The sequence below is a fragment of the Gillisia sp. Hel_I_29 genome (assembly GCF_000744275.1).
Taxonomy (GTDB): Bacteria; Bacteroidota; Bacteroidia; order Flavobacteriales; family Flavobacteriaceae; genus Gillisia.
Genome location: NZ_JQLP01000001.1, coordinates 166,903 through 185,967, shown reverse-complemented (window position 1 = coordinate 185,967; position 19,065 = coordinate 166,903). Strand labels below are relative to the sequence as shown.

Below are 19,065 nucleotides of genomic sequence, written 5' to 3'. Positions count from 1 at the left end.
GTTGCTAATTGTTTTCTATATAAAGTAAGTATAACCATAATCCGCAATTGCCAATTTCAAATCAAACTGATTTTGCTATTTTTTCCATAATTGTAAGGTCTGTACCAAATTTGCAAATCGCATCGCAATGCATCCTCAATTCAGAAAACAAAATATACTTTATATGCATCTTGGAATTTTTGATTACAGGTCGATTCAATTGATGTATGACGTCTTTTTCACGATGGTTTGGAATGATGATATAAAAAACCTCATCGCCATCGGAAATGCTGAAATATAAATCGGACAGTCTTAAAATTCCTGAATAGATACTGGTGCTTTTTTCAACCTCAAAAGCGGCTACTATATTATTGGTTCCCTTTTCAAACCAAAGCACATCAATGAGTTTAATGGTGGTTTGGGTTTCCTTATCGCAAGGAAGCGCTGGAAATGTTTTCATTGAAATGAACGAAAAACTTTGACCGCCAAAAGATTTACTTTTATCGTTGCTGGCAGGTGTAACGTCAAAACCAAGTGAAATGCCGATTTTCAATAAATGGTATTGCATTTCGTCGTGAAGTTTCTCTTCCTGCTTTTCTTCCTGAATTTCCCTTTGCCGTTTTACGATGTTTTTTTCAAATTTGACCCGTTCGGCCTCACTTAAATATTCGTCGTTACCTATGAGCATTTTTTGGGTGCCAATCTCGAAACACAATCCTGCAATTGCGCCTAAATCGTTTGACAGTTCCGTTTTGTTTTTAGTATTGGTTTCTATCAAGATTTCCCTGATTTTCAGATACTCCGTCCAACTTCCCAATTTCTTTTTATCCTTGAACAGAAAATTAAACCCATTTAGTATGGCCGTATTAAATGGTGGAAACCAAGTGGGATGCAAAAAATATAAAATACTTGCTACCGCTGGGCCGAGGCCTTTTACTTTGAGTGCATCCAACTTTACGATTTCCCTTACGACCTGTTCTTCCGTTTTGGCATTAATACAGTTTTCCAAAAATTGACCAAAAGCTATTTTATTGTCCTGATTTTCATAGATATCAGGAATGCGCAGTTTCGGCTTCCAATAAAAAGGATGCGCCACACCCGCAAAAACTTGCTTTTGCTCTGCAATGCTGCCCAACACAAATTCCAGACTGCTTTCCTTAAAATCGTTTGGGAAGGTTTTGTTTTTAATGTCCTCAATCACCTGCAAAACGCCTCTACGGATGGTTCTAAACGCCTTCAATCTCTGGTCATTGTCAACAAACCAAGTATTGTAAACACTTTCCGAGTCGGTTTTATATTGATGGATTATTTGAGGAAAATTGCTCATTGTTGCTGTTATTTCGTGTTTCTTGAAGAGGTATGTGTTTTGATGATTTTCCATTCGCCACCCATCTTTTTTAGGATAGACGTTGCCACGCCTTTTTTGCGAATCGTTCGTGTTTCACCTTTTTCATTTGGGTTAAGCACTATGGTATAAATGTAGGTTTCAGTAGTAAAAGCATAGGGCGCATCTACTTTGGCATCGATTTCATAATCAGAAAAGGTAAAACTTTTAAATTCGCCTAATTCTGGTCCAAGATGATGCTCAATGTAATGTGCATACGTGCCTTCGACTCCACCGGATTCAAATACTTCAGAATCTTCTGCAAATAAATTGAACGTGCCTTCAGTTGTCAAATTTTGAATGGCATCCTTGTAGGTTTTCATCACAGCAATAACCGCTTCCGTATCCGTCTTTGCTTTTGTTTCCTGTGCGTTGGATAAGCTGAAAGTAGCAATGAGAATTGTTACGAGTGCAATTGTTTTAATTGTTTTCATAATTTTAGTTTTTAAAGGTTATTTATTATCAACGTGTATTCTATTAATATTTGCAATGCCAAAGACAAGTACCAAAAAGCTCAAGAAAATTTCCATCATTACCAGCGTTTTTCCCGCAATTGAAATTGGTACAATATCGCCATATCCAACCGAGGAAAAAGTTATCAAGCTGAAATAGATAAATTCAAAAAATTGCAAGAAGAATGAACCATTGAGCGAAGTACTCTCTTTGAAATTTTCAGAATTCAAAATATATAACGCGTGATAATCAGTCGTGAATGAAAAAACAATCAAAACAATCAACACCGCAAATAAAGTTAGGACGTGCGCAAGCTGATGGCTTTCGCCTATTATTTTAGCCAATTGTATGAACGTAAGCCGAACGATAAAAATGGTCTTGATTAGAGCCAAAGCCACAATTAAAATAGGTCGCCATAGGCCATTATCATCTGCTTGTGCCCAAAATATATAACTCAGTGATATAGCGATAACCGCCGTTGCGGTAAGCAATACTTTTTTAAAGAGCTGTCCATAAAACCCATTGCCGTTTGATATATCATTTATAGTTTCTTTCACTATTGATTTTTTTAATACATTAATATTAGTTATATCATTGCAACACCAATAAATAAGTATTGATGCCTTGAAAGGATAGATGAAACTCTAGTGGCCACTCCATAAAAATATACATCCTGAAAATCCAGTATTTACAATAAGATTTTCTTTCACAAAATTTCTAGTGCCTAACAAGGGGGGACTAAAACCAACCATCAACATTGACCCTTCCCTAATTAGGGCTTTTTTTCTTGATATCTTTTTATATCATTTTAAGCTCAGTTTTTTACAGTATTCCCATATTGATATTTTGCAAATATTTTTGCCACCGCCTCCTTAATTTCCTTTTGCTTGTCGGTGGTATTTGCGTGCAGCACATCTGGCGCAAATCCTTGCCAGACTAATTGACGGCGTTTCATATCTATAAGTTCTATGACAACGCCACCTTCTTTGTGTTCTTGAGATGATTGGTAACCGCCATAATATCCATAACCGTAAGACCCGAAATGACCATAACCGTGACCATAAGAAGGAAAATAAGGGTAGCCACCACCTGTGTTTATATCTCTTGTCTGTACAACGATACGGGAATCTACCAATAAATCAGGATTGCTCTTATTCAAGACGTAGCCTTTATTTTCCATTTGTTCCTGAATGGCGCCTTTTAACCGTTTCTTTATCAATGTGTTGAAAAATAACGGTTCGTTTTCCTTGTCGCTGTCCATTTGAAAATCATCGGACCAGTAAAAGGTTTTGTAGGTTCCAAACTGTGCTTCTTGGTCATAATCGGTAACGATGGCCGAAGAAGTGACCGAACAACTTACTGCGGTAATGCTTATTAAAAGGCAGACTGCCAATTTTATTAATGTTCTCATAATCCATTTATTTAATTCAACAATCTATTTTATTTCTTCGTAAGTATTGCATCCACACTCAAGTCGTGCTTGTCATTAACTTTTATAAATACCAAACTTGGGCGTTCCAAATTATAATCGGTAATCAATAAAGACCAAGAAGCTGTTAATTGAATTGTATCTTCTGAAACAAGTTTCAACTCAATAGGAATGGTTATTTCCCGAGTAACTCCGGCAAGGGTGAAATCTCCCTTTGCGTTGAGCGTTTGTGTCGCTTTTTCTTCAAAATTAAAATCGTCCATAAATTTTCCTTCAAAAACAACATTGGGTTTTTTTTCCGCTTTTACCAGATCATACATATGTCCATCCCGTTTTTCATTATCTGTCTTTATGGATTTTACAGGAACCGAAAAGGTCAACGTGCCGTCCTTAAAACCTATGGTGCCCTGTAAATCATCAGATTTGCCGATATAGGAATTAAGTGGCATTTTTGCCTTAAAGGATGCGGTTCCTTCCTTTACTATATAATTTTGGGCCTTTATAGATACATTGCTTGAAAACAACAGTATTATTAACAAATAAATTAAGTTTTTACCCATTACTTTTTATTTTTCGACCATTCAATCCATTTGAGTATAACTCTTGAAATGTCTTGGTCTCATTCTCATTGATTCGGCGGACAATATACTTTTTGTCGATACCCTTTCTATTTTCAATACCCATTGATTTTAGCAGTTCCTTAAAACCTTCGATGGTATTTTTATGATAGTTGGCAACTTTGGTTTTTTTATCTTTTACAACAATGGATGCAACTCGGGAAGGCACCATTGTGGTAATTCCCGTAGGGCAGGTATCCAAATTGCATTTTAGCGATTGCACACAGCCCAAGGCAAACATCATCCCTCTTGCGCTATAACAGGCATCTGCGCCGAGCGCCATCATTCTATAGATATCAAAAGCGGATATAATTTTACCAGCTGCCATTACTTTAATTTCATCTCGCAACCCATACTTTTTAAGAATGCCGTTTGCGAAATGGATGGCTTCAATTATTGGCATACCGGCCCAATGTAAGGATTCCATATGGGCAGCACCAGAGCCACCTTCGGCACCGTCAATGGCTATAAAGTCTGGGCAATTTTGCTTTTCGGCAAAGGTTTGAACCATTCTTTCAAACTCATCTTGTTGACCAATGCACAGCTTTATTCCCACAGGTTTTCCTTTAGAGAGTTTTCTCAATTTTCTAATGAAGCGTAGCATTTCAACGTCATTGTCGAATGCCGAATGAAAGGCTGGGGAATGAATTTCCGTTCCCTGCTCCACATCCCTGAATTTGGCAATTTCCTTTGTGTTCTTCTTTGCCGGCAAAATTGCCCCAAAGCCAGGTTTGGCACCTTGCGATATTTTTATTTCAATCATTTTCACTACATCGTTGGTTGCGATATCGGCGAATTTTTTGGCGTCAAAATTTCCTTCTGCATCACGACATCCAAAATAGCCTGTTCCAAACTGAAAGATAATATCTGCACCGTATTCTTGATGATAGGGTGTAAAGCCACCTTCGCCGGTGTTTTGAGCAAAACCTGCTATTTTCGCACCACCGTTAAAAGCAAGGGTAGCATTTTTGCTTATGGAACCAAAACTCATTCCCGCAAGGTTGAGAATGCTGGCAGAGTAAGGTTTTAAGCAGTGGGAACTTCCTATAAGAACTCTAAAGTCGTCATTGATTTGTTTTGCAGGATATGTGGAATGGGTAAACCACTCGCGCCCCACTTTGTCATACGGAATCTGTGTTCCAAAAGGTTGATTTATAAGCGCATCGGCAGCTCTTTTATAGACAATTTCCTTTTGAATTAAAGTAAAGGGTTGCCCTTCGGTACGGTTGAGCAATAATGTTTCCTGAATAACGTGGCGTTGCTCCTCAAGAAGATTTGTGATTCTACCAAGCAAAGGGTAGGTTCTCCTAATATTATTTGATTCTTGAAAATAGTCCACAAGACCGAGAACGAGTAAAGGAAGGATAATCAATCCAATCCACCACAAATGGGGATGCCAAAATACCATAACGATATATGCAGCAACTAAAAATATAGCGGTTATAATAAATCCTTTTCTCATTTTTCAGTATTAATGTGAATGTTCATCACTTTCTCCGTGACCTTCTTCGTTTTCGTTACCAAGATATTTCCCCTGTGGGCCAACTCCTTCAATATGCACGAGCTGTGAACCATAGTGTCCTGCCTGTGCTACTGAATATCCTGCAAAAGCCATAACTACAAATACCCCAATTTCAAAACCTCGCTTTAATTTGTACCAGAAGAGGCTTACTATTTTTAATAGGGCTGCCAAAGCACTTGCCCATAAAGTCCAATCTGCATATTTGTCGTGCAGTTCCAAGACCTTTTTTGCGGTTTCTGTAAGTCCTTCGGTATGTGGGTGCACCAGTGTACCTGCTACGTAAGCTCCGATAAATCCGAATCCTACTGTTAGTAAAATGACCCAATCCAGTGTGCGATTTAAAACGAACAGCTGGATGAGCTGTAACAAAACTGCCAATAAAAGCAGTACAATCGGGAAGTGTACAACTAATGGATGCAGATTAGGGAAATCGTCCAAACCGGCTTCAGTATGGTCTTGTGAGACAGAAATTGGACTGCTTGTTTCAAAAATAGAAAGTGATTTCTCATCCTTGATGTCGGTTTTAGTTTCAGAAACAATAAAATTACTATCAGCAAATACCGTCGAAAAACCTCCAAACAAGGCTAACATCAATACGGTGAAAATTATTTTTTTAGATTTCATTTTATATAGTTTTAAATTAATCACCTGTTAATTGCAAGATCAATACACCTATCACAATAATGGCTATAATGGCATAAATGGTATAATTGAACCATTTTTTGAAGCCACTTCTCTTTTGTTTGGTTTCGCTACCGGTTTTACAACAATCTTTCATCTGTTGATATTTATTTATTTTTAATTATCAGATGTAATTGGCCAATCAACATTTCGCTTGTTATCAACTTTTTTGTATGGCTCATTTCATACTATTTTATTTGTGCCTAATTAAGAGAAAGGGCTTCACTAACCAACCAAAAGTATGTGCCCTCTCTCTTATTAGGACTTAAATTTTTGCCTGACCTGGGAAGGAATTAACACTAACCATCAACATTGTTTTCCTTCCCACGACAGGACTTAATGACTACCCAAGATATCCCAGACATCTTATTTACTTCTGTTAACTAATAAACCAGAGCAACAAAAGATGCTTAGGGAAGGGATTACCTATTGAATAGTCTTTTGTATTTTGCCATATTTAAACTTCCTACTACCATATTATCGGTTTCTTACTTTGTTTATTTACACTCAATTATTTCCTTTTGCAATTAGGCTGTCCAATTCCATATACTTTTCTTTCATTAGGCTTAACGCAAAAGCTCCAGCAGAAGCTGTAAAGACTGAAAAGTCTAATGCTCCTTTTATTCCAGTGGAAAATGTCATTGAAAGCGCAAATAGTAGCAGTAAAAATCCACTCCATTTTGCGAACAATTCTGTTTTAAATCCAATTATCAAGAAGAATGCAAAAATAATTTCAGCTGCGGTTGCAATAATTCCGATTGTTGAAATTAATGAGTCCGGAATCCAAGGATTTATCTGTTGTGTGTAGTTAAGAAAATTATCCCAATTCCCCCACACAGAAACATCTTTGTTCCACAATCCAAATCTATCAGCTACTGCCGATAAAAATCCGATTGATATTGCAAGTCGCAAAAAGAGTTTGATTATTTTAGTCCTCATCTTTGATTATTGTTGGTTGCTTAATTCTCTTGATTTTGGTCAAAAGGATTACAACTTTACTGAATTGTCTTTTGAACTTTCCCACATTTAAGCATTTTGCTGCCATAGTAGGGGTTTTTTACTTCATTACTTGTACTTAACCAAGCACTTCCTTTATCGTACATTGGGCAAAATTGTTCATATAACGTGCTTTTTGTACCCGTAATAGCTACCATATCAGTAATATCCTTACTTAACGTTTTAAAGTGCTCGCGTTGGTGGTCTATCGCACTTTCAGAAATATGTTCTGCGTGCTCGGTAGCATCTTCTATGATATCGGCCAGCTCTTTTTGTTGTTCTTTTGAGTAACTACTCTTATCGAATTTTTTAAGAGAGGCTACCAATTTAGAACCTGATTGTGCCGCTTTCTTGGTGTCATCGCCTACCAAAGCATCTTTCAACATAAAATAATCGGCAAGAACCGTTTCTGCCGCTGGATTCATTTTGTCCATTTTCATTTTACTATGATCCATTTCCATTTCACCGTGCTTGTGGTTCATTTTTTCTTTTTCCTGGGCGTTGGTAAAAGAAACTGCTAACAATAGCATTACTGCTATACTCATTTTTAAATTTTTCATTTTTATTATTTTTAAATTATTGTTTATAAACTATCTTTTAATTGTGTGATAAAATTGATTAATTCTTCTGCCTCCGCTTCAGAAAACTTAGCATCTTTATGTATCAAAGTGTAAGAATCCAAAGGCATTTCTCCGCTTTCTATCTGTTTGATAATTGATCGAAGTTTACTTGATTTTCTTCGGCTTGAAAGCGAATCCCATTCGTTAAAATTAAGTTCGGCCTTGCCTTCTTTAATGTGGTCTTCCAAAAACCAAGCAGCGGGTTGAATCTTATTATACCAAGGATATTGCGTATTGTTACTGTGACAATCATAGCAGGATACCTGTAATTTTTTCTGAATAGTTTCAGGAACATTATGTACCAACATAAAATCAGTTTCGGGAACCGTATAACTTTGATTGCGTTCCGTGGGAATAAATTGAATCCCCACAAACCCTACCAGTGCTATTATTGCTATGATTTTTAAAATTTTCATTTAATTGATTTCCTTTTGCATTTCACCACAGGTCAACATTTTACTTCCATAATAAGGATTCTTAACGTCCTTGCTCATACTTAACCAATTACTACCTCCATCATACATTGGGCAGAATAGTTGATACAAGGTGTTTTCTGTACCGGTTATAGCAACCATATCTGTTACATCCTTACTTATGATTTTAAAATGTTCTCGCTGGTGTGCTATATCACTTTCTGAAATATGTTCTGCGTGTTCTGTGGCATCTTCCATAATATCCTTGAGTTCCTGTTGCTCACTATCTGAATAGCTGGATGCATCAAAATTTCCAAAAGTACTTGCAAGCGTTGCTCCCAATTCTTTTGCCTTATCATTGTCATCGCCTACAAGTGCATCTTTCAAGTTGAAATAATCTTTCAGGATTGCTTCTGCTTTTGCGTCTTGGTTGTCACTCATTGCCATATCATCTTTGTCATCCATAGACTCTTGGTACATCTCATTGCTCATAGGTGCAGCTGGTTCATCTTTTTTTCCGTCCTTACAGGATATAGCCGTAAGGGTTAAGGTCATTACTAAAATACCGACGGTCATTTTTAATTTTTTCATTTTAATTTCGATTTTAATAGTTAATATTTGATTTTAATTTATTGTTATACCTGTTTACACAGCTTAATTTTTTTTTACATAGTGCTATGTTTAACAGATTTTTGGATTGCTTCTTTTTTTTATTTCTTTGAGCCTATAGCCTGCTTAATTTCTTCATACTCCTCTTTGGTTATCTCTCCTTTAGCGTACCTTTCATCAAGGACATCCATAGCCTTTGAACTTTTAGTCCGCTTTATTTTCTTTCCTCCTGCATAGATGAAAACACCTAGAATAATAACACCGAAAATGGTTAAGAAATCCCAATTGTAGTCCATCGTTTTATTTTTTAGTCATTAAAATCTTAGTGATAATCCTCCACCTGCACCAAAACGGTTATCATAACTTCCCATCAATGAGAAATTTTTGGATAAAAGATATTCAACACCCGTACTCCAAGTAATCTCTTTTTTGAAATTATCTCCTTGAGGCAGGTCATCTACCCACCCAAAATCTGCTTGGTACTCGTACATCCCAAAAACAATAGTTCTAGGGAAAATGGTAATAGCACGGCTTAAGCTAATCTGCGGGCGTAGCTTACTATCCATCCTCACATCCAACGTAAATAAGTAGGGCGTAAGGTATCGTATCCCTGCTATAGCTGTTGTTGTTATTTCTTCAAGGCTATCCTCCATTTCGTTCTCGACATTTACACCGCCAAAAACGGTTAGATAATCATAGAGGTATCTATCGTAGGCAGCTTCAACCTCCATATTCCTGTTCCAACCATATTCGCCCCTCAAACTGAATTGGTTTCGGATATTTGAAGATATAAGGTTCAAAGTGGTCATATGTGATGCGGCATCTATCATTCCGTAGGAATAGAACTGGTCGGTCTCGTCAATAAGTTTAGATACGGGATATTCCTTCAACCTTGGATCCCTAGGGGTATCATAACTTACAATACGCGCCATACCTCCCATCATATGGTATAGAATATGACAATGGAAAAACCAATCGCCATATTCATCACCATAAAATTCAATGGTAACTTGTTTCATTGGTGGAACATTGACTGTGTGTTTTAAGGGTGAGTATTCCCCATTTTCGTTAATGACCCTAAAAAAATGACCGTGTAGGTGCATTGGGTGGTGCATCATAGTCAGGTTATTGAAGGTAATCCTAGTTACTTCGTCTCCCTTGATTTTTATTTTATCTGCTTCAGATAGAGGAACCCCATTCAAACTCCAGATATAGCGCTGCATATTCCCGGTAAGGTTTAATAGGATATCCGTTACAGGAACATCTGGGTCATAATTGGTCTTCTCCGGCGATTTCAAGTAGTCATAGTTATACTCTGAAAACATATTCATTCCCTGCATTCCATCTGCTTCGTCCATTTTCATATCATCCATTTGAGAGGCCTTTTTCATTTTGGTATCCATTTTTGTGTCCATCCCTGCCATTTTGGAATGGTCCATCTGCATTGAATCCTTTTTCATATCCATTTGCATTTCGTCCATTTTATGCTTCTTCATTTCCATACCCTTCATATTGGACTTGTCCATATTCATTGTACCCATATCCATATCTTTCATTCCTTCCATCTGCATTCCCCATTTTTCTTTCATCTCGTAACGCTCATCTTTGCCTGGTCGGAACTTTAAAGCGGGTGCACCCATTTTCATTTTCATTTTGGCCATTTGTTGCATCATCCCTATTTTATCAGGTTTGGATACATCGGGTGCAGCAACAATAGGTCCTTGGCCTAGGTATGCCGTTGCGGTACCAGAGCCGTCTTGGGCCATAATTTTATATTCCAGTTTGCCGTTCTCCGGTATGGTTACGATAAAATCATAGGTTTCAGCGACCCCTATAAATGTCTTGTTATGCTTAACCGGTACTACATCTTTACCGTCTGCCGAGACAAGCAAAGGGTCAGGGCCGCCAAAGGCCATCCAGAACGAAGTAGAAGCAGAGCCGTCTATAATGCGAAGGCGCACTTTTTCGCCAGGTTTAAACTCGGGGTACTCCACTTTTTCTTCTCCATTAATTAAGAACGCTGGGTAATACACATCTGCCACATCTGCACTTTCCATACGCTGTCTCCAAAAATTTAATTGCGCCCCAAATGCGCCCCTTGCAATTACTTGGTTAAGCGGCGTAGCTGTTCCTTTTCTTATATTGTACCATTCTGTACCTCGCTTTAAAAACCGAAGTACATCCCGCGGTTTTTCGTTGGTCCAGTCAGATAGTACCAAAACCTGCTCTTTATCATACTCCAAGGTTTTTTCTTTGGGCTGTATTACAATTGAGCCGTAAACACCGCTCTGTTCCTGCAACATTGTATGGGAATGGTACCAATAGGTGCCGTTTTGCTTTATTGCGAATTCATATTTTAGTGTTTTACCGGGTTCTATGGGCGGTGTAGAAAGGTAGGGTACCCCATCATAAAAATTGGGCAACAACAAGCCGTGCCAATGGATGGATGTCTCCACGCTCATTTCATTTTTTACATAGATTACTGCGTACTCCCCTTCGGTAAATTCGAGCGTTGGCCCTGGAATACCTCCGTTGACGGTCATCCCTTTTACTTCTTTACCGGCTTTATTAACCATTTCTTCCTTTAGGGTCAACGTGTATTCGTGAACGGGTAGATTATCGACATTACCTTCCACGGACTGTGCAGATGCTGTATAGGTACACAGTAACAAAAGAATAAATGCATAGCTTATTTTTTTCATAAGATTACTTTTTTTAAAATTAATATTGATTATGAGAAGTTTGTGTCATAATTATGGTTGTTATCTACCTTATTTGATCTAAAGGGTTTCTAATACTTTTTTGATTATTCTTATAATTAGTCAGACTCATACCAGTTTCACTTTTAAACAGCCTACTTAAATGATTTACATTACTGTAATCAAGCAGCTGACTTATCTCCGTAAAATTACCCTCTTGTAATTGAATCAGCTCTTTCACTCTTTCTATCTTGAGTTTTATAAAGTATTTTTCTATGGTAATATGCTCCGTAACAGAAAATATTTTACTGATTTTTGAGTACTCAAGGTTTAATTTACTTTCCAAATGCTTGGACAGCGTTTTATTTAATTGAAGTGGTAATTTTTGTAATAATTTAATAAGTTCAATTTTAACTTGCTCTACTAATTGCTGGTCTTGCGCCAGTAAAATTTCGAAACCATTGTTTTCTAAAACATTTTTTATATTTTCAAAATCATCTATAGATTTCTCTTCGTAAATAATAGAACCCAATTCAATATGCTTTAAGTGAATCCCTAATGTTTCAACATCACTCTGGATTGTTTTAATACAGCGATTACACACCATATTTTTTATAAATAATTTCTTTTCCATCCGGTTAGTTGATTAGGTAATTAACAATTGCAGATTGTGTGTAATACTTCTGTATCGATTCCACTTGATTTAACTGAAATTTGAGCTGTAACTCTTGGATATCCAGCACATCATTAAAATCAATGGTGCCCGTTTCATAGTTTTTAATGAGAATTTCTTCAGCATCTTCTGCTTGTTTCAGATTGTTCTCTTGTGTATTATATGCTATTCGTGCTTGGTTGCGTTGCGATATTGCTTTTGCGAAAGCGGATTCCAAAACATTCAATCGTTGTGCTTTTTGAGTCTCGATTTCTTGTTGGCGCAAGTCATTTTGCCTTGAAATAGATTTATACCGATTATTAAAAATGGGAATGGAAACTGAAACCATAGGCATTAGTATATCCTTTCCATTGTCTATTGGATTCATATCCGCTCGCTCGCTCACTGGTAGATAATCAACCCCAAAACCAAACATAGGTAATGCCTCACGCTGGTTGAGCAATTCAGATTGTGCTATAGATTCGTAGAGTTTATCATATTTAAGCAGTTCAGGATTAAGTGATAGTGCATCTCTACCAGATACGGCGTTTTCACTTGGAATTTCCATTAATGTGACCACATCAACCATCATAGTTCCATCACGATTGAGTAGCTTATTGAAGGTGATTTGTTCTGACCCAAATTCCTCTTCGAGCACCTCTTTTTGCTGTTGCAATTCATTTTGACGAATCTGTAATCTCAAAACGTCAACAGAAGATGCCTTGCCTACTTCAACCGATGTAAGGGCAAGACGCTCATAGGTTTCTAATAATTTAATGTTCTTATCGAGCACCCTTTGCTTTGCTTGTATTTCATACAAACGATAATAGGATTGAGCTACAGAAAGTGCCAGTTTTCTTTTGGCAATTATGATTTCCACATATTCAGCTTCAGCCATTGAGGCTGCATAATTTTCTCTTGCCGTTATGGTCCCGAACCAAGGCAACATTTGCTTAAAGCCAATACGTGCTCTCTGCGCCCCAACACGGGTCTCGGGCTCACTGACAAAGTACCCAGCACTCACTTCAGTATTAGGCAGCCAGTTTGCTTCGTTCACTTTTTCTTCGGCGATGTTATAGCGCAGTTCAAAGGCTTGAATCTCGGGGTTGTTAGATTGTGCCTCTTCAATGTATGATTGTAGTTGTTGCGCTTTCGCGAAAGCGGAAACAAACAAAAGACAGGTAATAATTTTTATATTTTTCATTTGTTTGCTCGTTTAAGTTGGTACTCTTTTTTCCAGCTATATAATACTGGTACTAAAAAGTAGGATGTAATATCTATAATCATCCCACCGAAAATGGGGATTGCCATAGGTATCATAATATCGCTTCCTTTTCCCGTAGAAGTAAGTACAGGTAAGAGTGCAAGCACGGTGGTAACAGTAGTCATCAAACACGGACGAATTCGCTTTCCAGCAGCTTCTAATGTGGCAAGTCGGATTCCTTTTTTATCATTGGGATTCTCTCTGTCAAAAGTTTGTGTGAGGTAGGTAGCCATAACTACACCATCATCTGTTGCGATACCAAAAAGCGCAATAAAGCCAACCCAGACAGCAACACTTAGATTGATGGTTTTCATATTGAACAAATCCCGCATATTCTCACCAAAAAAGCTGAAATTGAAGAACCAATCCTGACCGTAAAGCCAAATCATTATAAAGCCACCTGCAAAGGCAACTGCGATTCCTGTAAATACCATCAACGAGGTGGAAACAGAACGGAACTGGAAATACAGAATCAAGAAAATAATAAGCAATGCCAAAGGCACAACTACGGAAAGTGTTTTTTCTGCGCGCAGCTGATTTTCATACGTACCCGTAAAACGGTAATTAATACCTTGTGGCACAATCAAATCACCATTGTCTATTTTTTGTTGAATGAGCGCTTGGGCATTTTCGACCACATCAACTTCGGCAAAACCATCGAGTTTATCAAACAGTACATACCCTATCAAGAAGGTGTCCTCACTTTTTATGACCTGTGGACCTTGTTCATAACGTATGTCTACCAATTCGCTCAGTGGAACCGGACTTCCTTTCTCAACCGGAACATAAATATCTTTTAAATCTTCTGGGTTTGCACGCAACTCACGCGGATAGCGCACTCTTACTCCATACCGCTCACGACCTTCTACCGTTTGAGTAAGCGGCATACCGCCCACAGCTACCTGAAGTACTTCCTGAACATCCATTATGGAAATTCCATAGCGTGCCAATTGGTCTCGTTTTATATCAATTAGTAAATAGGGCTTGCCCACAATACGGTCTGCAAAGACAGCTTGTTCTTTTACACCTTCAGCTTGTTTTAAAATGTCTTCGAGCTGTAGACCAAAAGCTTCTATTGTTTTCAAGTCTGGCCCTTTAACTTTTATACCCATAGGCGCACGCATACCTGTTTGAAGCATTACGAGCCTTGTCTCGATAGGTTGTAGTTTTGGTGCAGAAGTCACCCCTGGAAATTTGGTCACTTTCACAATCTCATTCCAGATATCGTCTGGGCTGTCGATTTCTGGCCGCCAGTTTCGGTAATATTCACCGCTGCCGTCTTCAATTAAATCGTTATGGGTTGCATTTGTTTTTAGTTGCGAGGCCTCATAATTAGCGTCATCATCGATTTCATTATTTGGATTAATAATGAATTTATCATTTTTCAGAACAAATAAACCATCATCGTTTACGCGGTAGCGTTGTCTCTCGCCATTCTTGTTTCGCATATATTCAGACTTATACTGAATCACATTTTCATACATCGAGAGCGGCGCAGGGTCAAGAGCAGATTCTGTTCTACCCGATTTACCTACTACCGTTTCGATTTCAGGAATACTGGCTACGGCCATATCAAGCTGCTGTAACACACGCTTGTTTTCTTCAACACCTGCGTGTGGCAAGGATGTTGGCATTAACAGGAATGAGCCTTCGTTGAGCGATGGCATAAATTCTTTACCCGTGTTGCGCATTATTATGGCCCCTAAAATCAACACTGTGGTCGGAATTATTAAAAACAGTAATCGGTTTTGAAGTGCCCAACGTAATATAGTGTCGTAATATTTTTGGAAAATTGAAAACGCCCCCAGTAATCCGAAACAGATAATCGCAACAAAAATCAAGTTCATTATAATACCGCGGTCAAAACCTAGTGGTCGCCAGTATTCGGCTAGAAGGAAAACAATAGCAATACAAGAAATAACGATATGTATTAGATTGGCTCTTTTTGCCGTGATAATATCGCGTACACTCAAAATTGCAACGATTCCATAGGCAATTAATATAATACCCAACCAATAACCATAGAAGATGGCTGTGATACCAAGGACGATGAGAACAGCATTAATAATATATTTAGCGTGCTCCCTAATAGTACTCTTTTTGAAAAGGAATGCGGCAAATGGTGGTATCAAGAAAAGGGCGATAACCAAAGACGCCGTGAGCGCCATTGTCTTTGTAAATGCGAGTGGACGAAACAACTTTCCTTCAGCACCTATCATAGTGAATACAGGAATAAAACTGATAATGGTTGTTAATACTGCCGTTAAAATTGCACCAGAAACTTCAGCAGTTGCATTGTAGATGATTTCATTTGTGGTGTACTCGATTCCGCTTTCGCGAAAGCGTAATTTTTCATCTTCCAAATGCCGAATCATATTTTCGGCCAGTATAACGCCCACATCCACCATTGTACCTATAGCAATGGCAATCCCTGACAATGCTACAATATTTGCATCTACATCAAAAAGTTTCATTGCAATGAAAACCATTAATACTGCAACGGGTAACAAACCTGAAATTAAGATGGATGCGCGTAGGTTGAACACCATTACGATAATGACCAGAATGGTTATTAAGATTTCAAGCGTGAGTGCTTCATTAAGCGTGTGTAGGGTCTCTTGAATAAGCTGGGTACGGTCGTAAAAGGGGACAATGGTCACTTGTGAGGTGCGGCCATCTGCCAGAACTTTTGTTGGAAGCCCAGATGACAGTTCAGCGATTTGCTCTTTTACATTATTGATAACTTCCATAGGGTTGGCGCCATATCGCGCTACCACAACACCACCAACAACTTCGGCACCTTCTTTATCTAAAATACCACGACGAGTTTGCGGTCCCAAATGAACAGTTGCGATGTCTTTTATTCGGATAGACGTAAAATTCTCTGAAGTGACCACGGCATTTTCAATATCTGCAACGGATTTTACATAGCCCAAACCACGAACCAGATATTCGGCCTGATTGATTTCCAATGTTTGTGCACCAATATCTTGGTTGCTCTGCTTAACGGCTTTGACAATGGCACTTAATCCAATATTGTATTGGCGCATTTTCTCCGGGTCCACATCTACTTGATATTCCTGAACATAACCGCCGATAGACGCTACTTCGGAAACACCACTTGCCGATGACAATCCGTATTTCACATAATAATCCTGTATACTACGCAGTTCCTGTAAATCCCAACCACCGGTTACATTACCATCCTTGTCACGACCTTCTAGGGTGTACCAGAATATTTGTCCTAAACCTGTGGCATCAGGGCCCAAAGCTGGGTTAACGCCATCTGGCAGCAAGTTGGAAGGAAGCGAATTGAGTTTTTCGAGAATGCGACTACGTGACCAGTAAAACTCCACATCTTCTTCAAAAATGATATAGATACTGGAAAACCCAAACATAGAGGAACTACGAATAGTTTTCACGCCTGGAATACCTAGAAGCGAAGTTGTAAGTGGATACGTAATTTGGTCTTCAATATCCTGTGGCGAGCGCCCTTGCCATTTGGTAAAAACAATTTGTTGGTTTTCACCAATATCGGGAATGGCATCCACAGCTACAGGGTCAGTAGGCAAAATACCGGTCTCCCAATTAAAAGGTGCGTTTACAACGCCCCAACCGACGAACAAAGCTAATAGTAAAACAGCTACTAATTTATTTTCTATTAGAAATTTGATGCTTTTATTCAGCATAGAAATGATTATTAAGTAATTATAAATCTTGTTTAAAAGTGACAAACAAGCAGAAATGTCCAAAACAAATTAATGCAGGACTACAGTTCTAATTACTTAAAAATCAAATAAGGAAAGTCTGGTCTAAAAGTTGAATATCCCTGACCAAGGGAGGAGGCGTATAATCTCTGTATGAATTTAAATCTTCTTGAGATTCGAAAAATAAGTGTATATAGGTATGGATAAAAGCAGCAACAAATAGTTGTTGGTCTTTATCTAATTTGTCGAACGATGTTTTTAAAGTATCTTGCCCTTCAACAATCACTTGTTCATCACTACAGCAATCTTTTTTAGAAATATCACACTCTGATGACTGCGATTGCTGTTGAACATCCATACCGCAAGTTTGAGCGTGACCAAATAATGAAGAGTCCACAAAAATATCTCCACAATAATGACTATCTACCGTAAATGATACGGTTGACAACAACACTAACAGTGCCATAGAGAATGTTGATATTTTAAAAAAGATTTTCTTCATTAATTTTACAAAAATACAAAATTTCAAGTAAATTTTCTTTATTTAACAAATAATTTTGATTTCATATGCAACATATTCTCCTAAATCTATATGAAAGATTATCTAATTTCTAGAAAAATGCCGAATACAAACCTGTTTTAAATTTATTATTAAGAATTGTTCTAAATAAGTTTGTTTTTTTAAATTTCATTTCTATTTTTGTCGCTGAAATAATCACTTACTTATATTAAGTCTAAATAAATTTAATGATGAAAAAAATGTTTTTTACCGCAATTATAGGAAGCCTTATTTTTGCTTCGTGTTCTTCTGATGATGAGCCGATTACTGAAACCTCAAACATTGAGGTGCCTTCAAACTACACCTTCGAAAGAGATGGACAATCCACAGTGGATTTTAGTGGCCAGACCACCCGAATTTTAATGGCTGAAGAAATCCTTAATTCCTTTACAGATTTCGAAAACACGACTGTGATATCCTTGCAGGCAATGTATGCACATCAGGAAGGGGACCTAGATTTTTCAGACGCTGCCTTAAATGCGTCAGATAAAAACGTACGCAGTAAAACGGCTGCGTCCCAAGATTATTTTAGCGCAAACACCACAGAAGCGGCAGCTATAAGAAACCTATTCGATAGCTATATTTCCGGTCAGGTCAATGAGGTATTCCCTAACAAGGATGTCCTAGCAGTCGCTGGCAGTGCCGGTCAACTTGCCGATGGGACAAAAACCCGGTATGTTAACGCTAAAGGACTTGTGTACAACCAAATGTTTGCAAAAAGCCTTATTGGGGCGCTGATGGCAGATCAGATGCTTAACAACTATCTCAGCATAGCTGTTCTTGATGCTGATAATAAAGTTGCGGACAACGACAATGGGATTACAGAGGATGGAGAGACCTTTACCACGATGGAACATAATTGGGACGAGGCCTATGGATACCTCTACGGAACATCCGTTGATGCAGCCAACCCGAATGTAACCATTGGGGGCGATGATAGTTTTTTGAATGATTATTTGGGCACAGTAAACGCAGACCCGGATTTTTCTACCATTGCTGCCGATATTTTTGATGCATTCAAATTGGGTCGTGCCGCGATAGTGGCAAAAGATTATACAGTACGGGATACCCAGGCTGCCATTATACGTCAAAAAATATCCGAGGTAATTGCCATACGTGCGGTATACTATTTACAACAAGGAAAAAATTTGCTTGCAAACGGTGATTTTGGCGCCGCATTCCAAAACCTTTCTGAGGGTTATGGGTTTGTTTTTAGCTTGCGTTTTACTAGAAACCAGAGTACAGATACTTCCTTCTTTAGCACAAGCGAAGTTGATGGTTTTACATCTGCTCTCTTGGCGGATGGACTCAATGGTTTTTGGGACCTTGAACCTTCAACACTGGACAGTATTACTGAAGCTATTGCCGCTAAATTTGACTTCACGGTCGAGCAAGCTGCCAGCGCAAATTAAATAAAAATTGAATTAGCCACATCAACCGATTTACCGCCGATGGAAAAATCGGTTGATTTAAAAAAAATA

At 38.1% G+C, this 19,065-nt stretch carries 19 protein-coding genes; 1 reads left to right on the top strand and 18 read right to left on the bottom strand.

The window, feature by feature from the left end; translation table 11 throughout:
• Positions 1–61: 61 nt before the first annotated feature.
• From P163_RS00835 to P163_RS00755, 18 genes are all read right to left on the bottom strand, one after another.
• Positions 62–1,360, bottom strand: coding sequence for a hypothetical protein (locus P163_RS00835; protein WP_231556137.1), 1,299 nt, complete (start codon positions 1,358–1,360; stop codon positions 62–64).
• Positions 1,315–1,797, bottom strand: a complete 483-nt coding sequence (locus P163_RS00830; protein WP_013073625.1) for a YybH family protein — start codon at positions 1,795–1,797, stop codon at positions 1,315–1,317. The genes P163_RS00835 and P163_RS00830 overlap by 46 nt, the downstream gene beginning before the upstream one ends.
• Positions 1,798–1,815: 18 nt before the next feature.
• Entirely contained in the window at positions 1,816–2,373 is a 558-nt protein-coding gene (locus P163_RS00825; protein WP_013073626.1) for a potassium channel family protein, read from the bottom strand.
• Between the two features lie 257 nt (positions 2,374–2,630).
• Complete coding sequence (locus tag P163_RS00820) at positions 2,631–3,227, bottom strand: DUF4136 domain-containing protein (RefSeq protein WP_013073627.1); 597 nt, start codon at positions 3,225–3,227, stop codon at positions 2,631–2,633.
• Positions 3,228–3,256: 29 nt separating this feature from the next.
• The gene (locus P163_RS00815; protein WP_013073628.1) at positions 3,257–3,805 is read right to left on the bottom strand and encodes a YceI family protein; all 549 of its coding nucleotides are present in this window, start codon (positions 3,803–3,805) and stop codon (positions 3,257–3,259) included.
• The gene (locus tag P163_RS00810) at positions 3,798–5,324 is read right to left on the bottom strand and encodes an FMN-binding glutamate synthase family protein (protein ID WP_034886862.1); all 1,527 of its coding nucleotides are present in this window, start codon (positions 5,322–5,324) and stop codon (positions 3,798–3,800) included. Before P163_RS00810 ends, P163_RS00815 begins: the two co-directional genes overlap by 8 nt.
• 9 nt (positions 5,325–5,333) lie before the next feature.
• On the bottom strand, positions 5,334–6,008 hold the full coding sequence (locus tag P163_RS00805) for a DUF2231 domain-containing protein (RefSeq protein WP_013073630.1): 675 nt from the start codon (positions 6,006–6,008) through the stop codon (positions 5,334–5,336).
• Positions 6,009–6,024: 16 nt separating this feature from the next.
• Entirely contained in the window at positions 6,025–6,162 is a 138-nt protein-coding gene (locus tag P163_RS18415; protein WP_008610782.1) for a hypothetical protein, read from the bottom strand.
• Between the two features lie 410 nt (positions 6,163–6,572).
• Entirely contained in the window at positions 6,573–7,004 is a 432-nt protein-coding gene (locus P163_RS00800) for a hypothetical protein (RefSeq protein ID WP_008610780.1), read from the bottom strand.
• A gap of 56 nt (positions 7,005–7,060) precedes the next feature.
• The gene (locus tag P163_RS00795; RefSeq protein ID WP_008610779.1) at positions 7,061–7,621 is read right to left on the bottom strand and encodes a DUF3347 domain-containing protein; all 561 of its coding nucleotides are present in this window, start codon (positions 7,619–7,621) and stop codon (positions 7,061–7,063) included.
• 23 nt (positions 7,622–7,644) lie between these two features.
• Positions 7,645–8,097: a heme-binding domain-containing protein gene (locus tag P163_RS00790; RefSeq protein ID WP_013073632.1), complete on the bottom strand. Its 453-nt coding sequence runs from the start codon at positions 8,095–8,097 to the stop codon at positions 7,645–7,647.
• The gene (locus tag P163_RS00785) at positions 8,098–8,685 is read right to left on the bottom strand and encodes a DUF3347 domain-containing protein (RefSeq protein ID WP_013073633.1); all 588 of its coding nucleotides are present in this window, start codon (positions 8,683–8,685) and stop codon (positions 8,098–8,100) included.
• Between the two features lie 119 nt (positions 8,686–8,804).
• A complete protein-coding gene (locus P163_RS00780; protein WP_013073634.1) occupies positions 8,805–8,999 on the bottom strand; it encodes an SHOCT domain-containing protein in 195 nt (64 codons plus the stop codon).
• 18 nt (positions 9,000–9,017) lie between these two features.
• Entirely contained in the window at positions 9,018–11,405 is a 2,388-nt protein-coding gene (locus tag P163_RS00775; protein ID WP_031427478.1) for a multicopper oxidase domain-containing protein, read from the bottom strand.
• A 64-nt stretch (positions 11,406–11,469) separates the two neighbouring features.
• Complete coding sequence (locus P163_RS00770; protein WP_008610774.1) at positions 11,470–12,036, bottom strand: helix-turn-helix domain-containing protein; 567 nt, start codon at positions 12,034–12,036, stop codon at positions 11,470–11,472.
• A gap of 4 nt (positions 12,037–12,040) precedes the next feature.
• On the bottom strand, positions 12,041–13,258 hold the full coding sequence (locus P163_RS00765) for a TolC family protein (RefSeq protein WP_013073636.1): 1,218 nt from the start codon (positions 13,256–13,258) through the stop codon (positions 12,041–12,043).
• Complete coding sequence (locus P163_RS00760) at positions 13,255–17,007, bottom strand: efflux RND transporter permease subunit (RefSeq protein WP_013073637.1); 3,753 nt, start codon at positions 17,005–17,007, stop codon at positions 13,255–13,257. Before P163_RS00760 ends, P163_RS00765 begins: the two co-directional genes overlap by 4 nt.
• A 103-nt stretch (positions 17,008–17,110) precedes the next feature.
• Entirely contained in the window at positions 17,111–17,527 is a 417-nt protein-coding gene (locus P163_RS00755) for an HYC_CC_PP family protein (RefSeq protein WP_034886856.1), read from the bottom strand.
• Between the two features lie 248 nt (positions 17,528–17,775).
• Between P163_RS00755 and P163_RS00750 the strand changes: the two genes are divergently transcribed.
• On the top strand, positions 17,776–18,996 hold the full coding sequence (locus tag P163_RS00750) for a DUF4856 domain-containing protein (protein ID WP_031427476.1): 1,221 nt from the start codon (positions 17,776–17,778) through the stop codon (positions 18,994–18,996).
• The last annotated feature ends 69 nt before the right edge of the window (positions 18,997–19,065 follow it).

Coding starts and splice junctions, on each gene's coding strand:
- P163_RS00830 (WP_013073625.1), bottom strand. CDS start 1,797: ATGAAAACAATTAAAACAATTGCACTCGTAACAATTCTCATTGCTACT.
- P163_RS00820 (WP_013073627.1), bottom strand. CDS start 3,227: ATGAGAACATTAATAAAATTGGCAGTCTGCCTTTTAATAAGCATTACC.
- P163_RS00780 (WP_013073634.1), bottom strand. CDS start 8,999: ATGGACTACAATTGGGATTTCTTAACCATTTTCGGTGTTATTATTCTA.
- P163_RS00810 (WP_034886862.1), bottom strand. CDS start 5,324: ATGAGAAAAGGATTTATTATAACCGCTATATTTTTAGTTGCTGCATAT.
- P163_RS00790 (WP_013073632.1), bottom strand. CDS start 8,097: ATGAAAATTTTAAAAATCATAGCAATAATAGCACTGGTAGGGTTTGTG.
- P163_RS00765 (WP_013073636.1), bottom strand. CDS start 13,258: ATGAAAAATATAAAAATTATTACCTGTCTTTTGTTTGTTTCCGCTTTC.
- P163_RS00835 (WP_231556137.1), bottom strand. CDS start 1,360: ATGGAAAATCATCAAAACACATACCTCTTCAAGAAACACGAAATAACA.
- P163_RS00815 (WP_013073628.1), bottom strand. CDS start 3,805: ATGGGTAAAAACTTAATTTATTTGTTAATAATACTGTTGTTTTCAAGC.
- P163_RS00795 (WP_008610779.1), bottom strand. CDS start 7,621: ATGAAAAATTTAAAAATGAGTATAGCAGTAATGCTATTGTTAGCAGTT.
- P163_RS18415 (WP_008610782.1), bottom strand. CDS start 6,162: ATGAAAGATTGTTGTAAAACCGGTAGCGAAACCAAACAAAAGAGAAGT.
- P163_RS00800 (WP_008610780.1), bottom strand. CDS start 7,004: ATGAGGACTAAAATAATCAAACTCTTTTTGCGACTTGCAATATCAATC.
- P163_RS00760 (WP_013073637.1), bottom strand. CDS start 17,007: ATGCTGAATAAAAGCATCAAATTTCTAATAGAAAATAAATTAGTAGCT.
- P163_RS00755 (WP_034886856.1), bottom strand. CDS start 17,527: ATGAAGAAAATCTTTTTTAAAATATCAACATTCTCTATGGCACTGTTA.
- P163_RS00805 (WP_013073630.1), bottom strand. CDS start 6,008: ATGAAATCTAAAAAAATAATTTTCACCGTATTGATGTTAGCCTTGTTT.
- P163_RS00785 (WP_013073633.1), bottom strand. CDS start 8,685: ATGAAAAAATTAAAAATGACCGTCGGTATTTTAGTAATGACCTTAACC.
- P163_RS00775 (WP_031427478.1), bottom strand. CDS start 11,405: ATGAAAAAAATAAGCTATGCATTTATTCTTTTGTTACTGTGTACCTAT.
- P163_RS00750 (WP_031427476.1), top strand. CDS start 17,776: ATGAAAAAAATGTTTTTTACCGCAATTATAGGAAGCCTTATTTTTGCT.
- P163_RS00770 (WP_008610774.1), bottom strand. CDS start 12,036: ATGGAAAAGAAATTATTTATAAAAAATATGGTGTGTAATCGCTGTATT.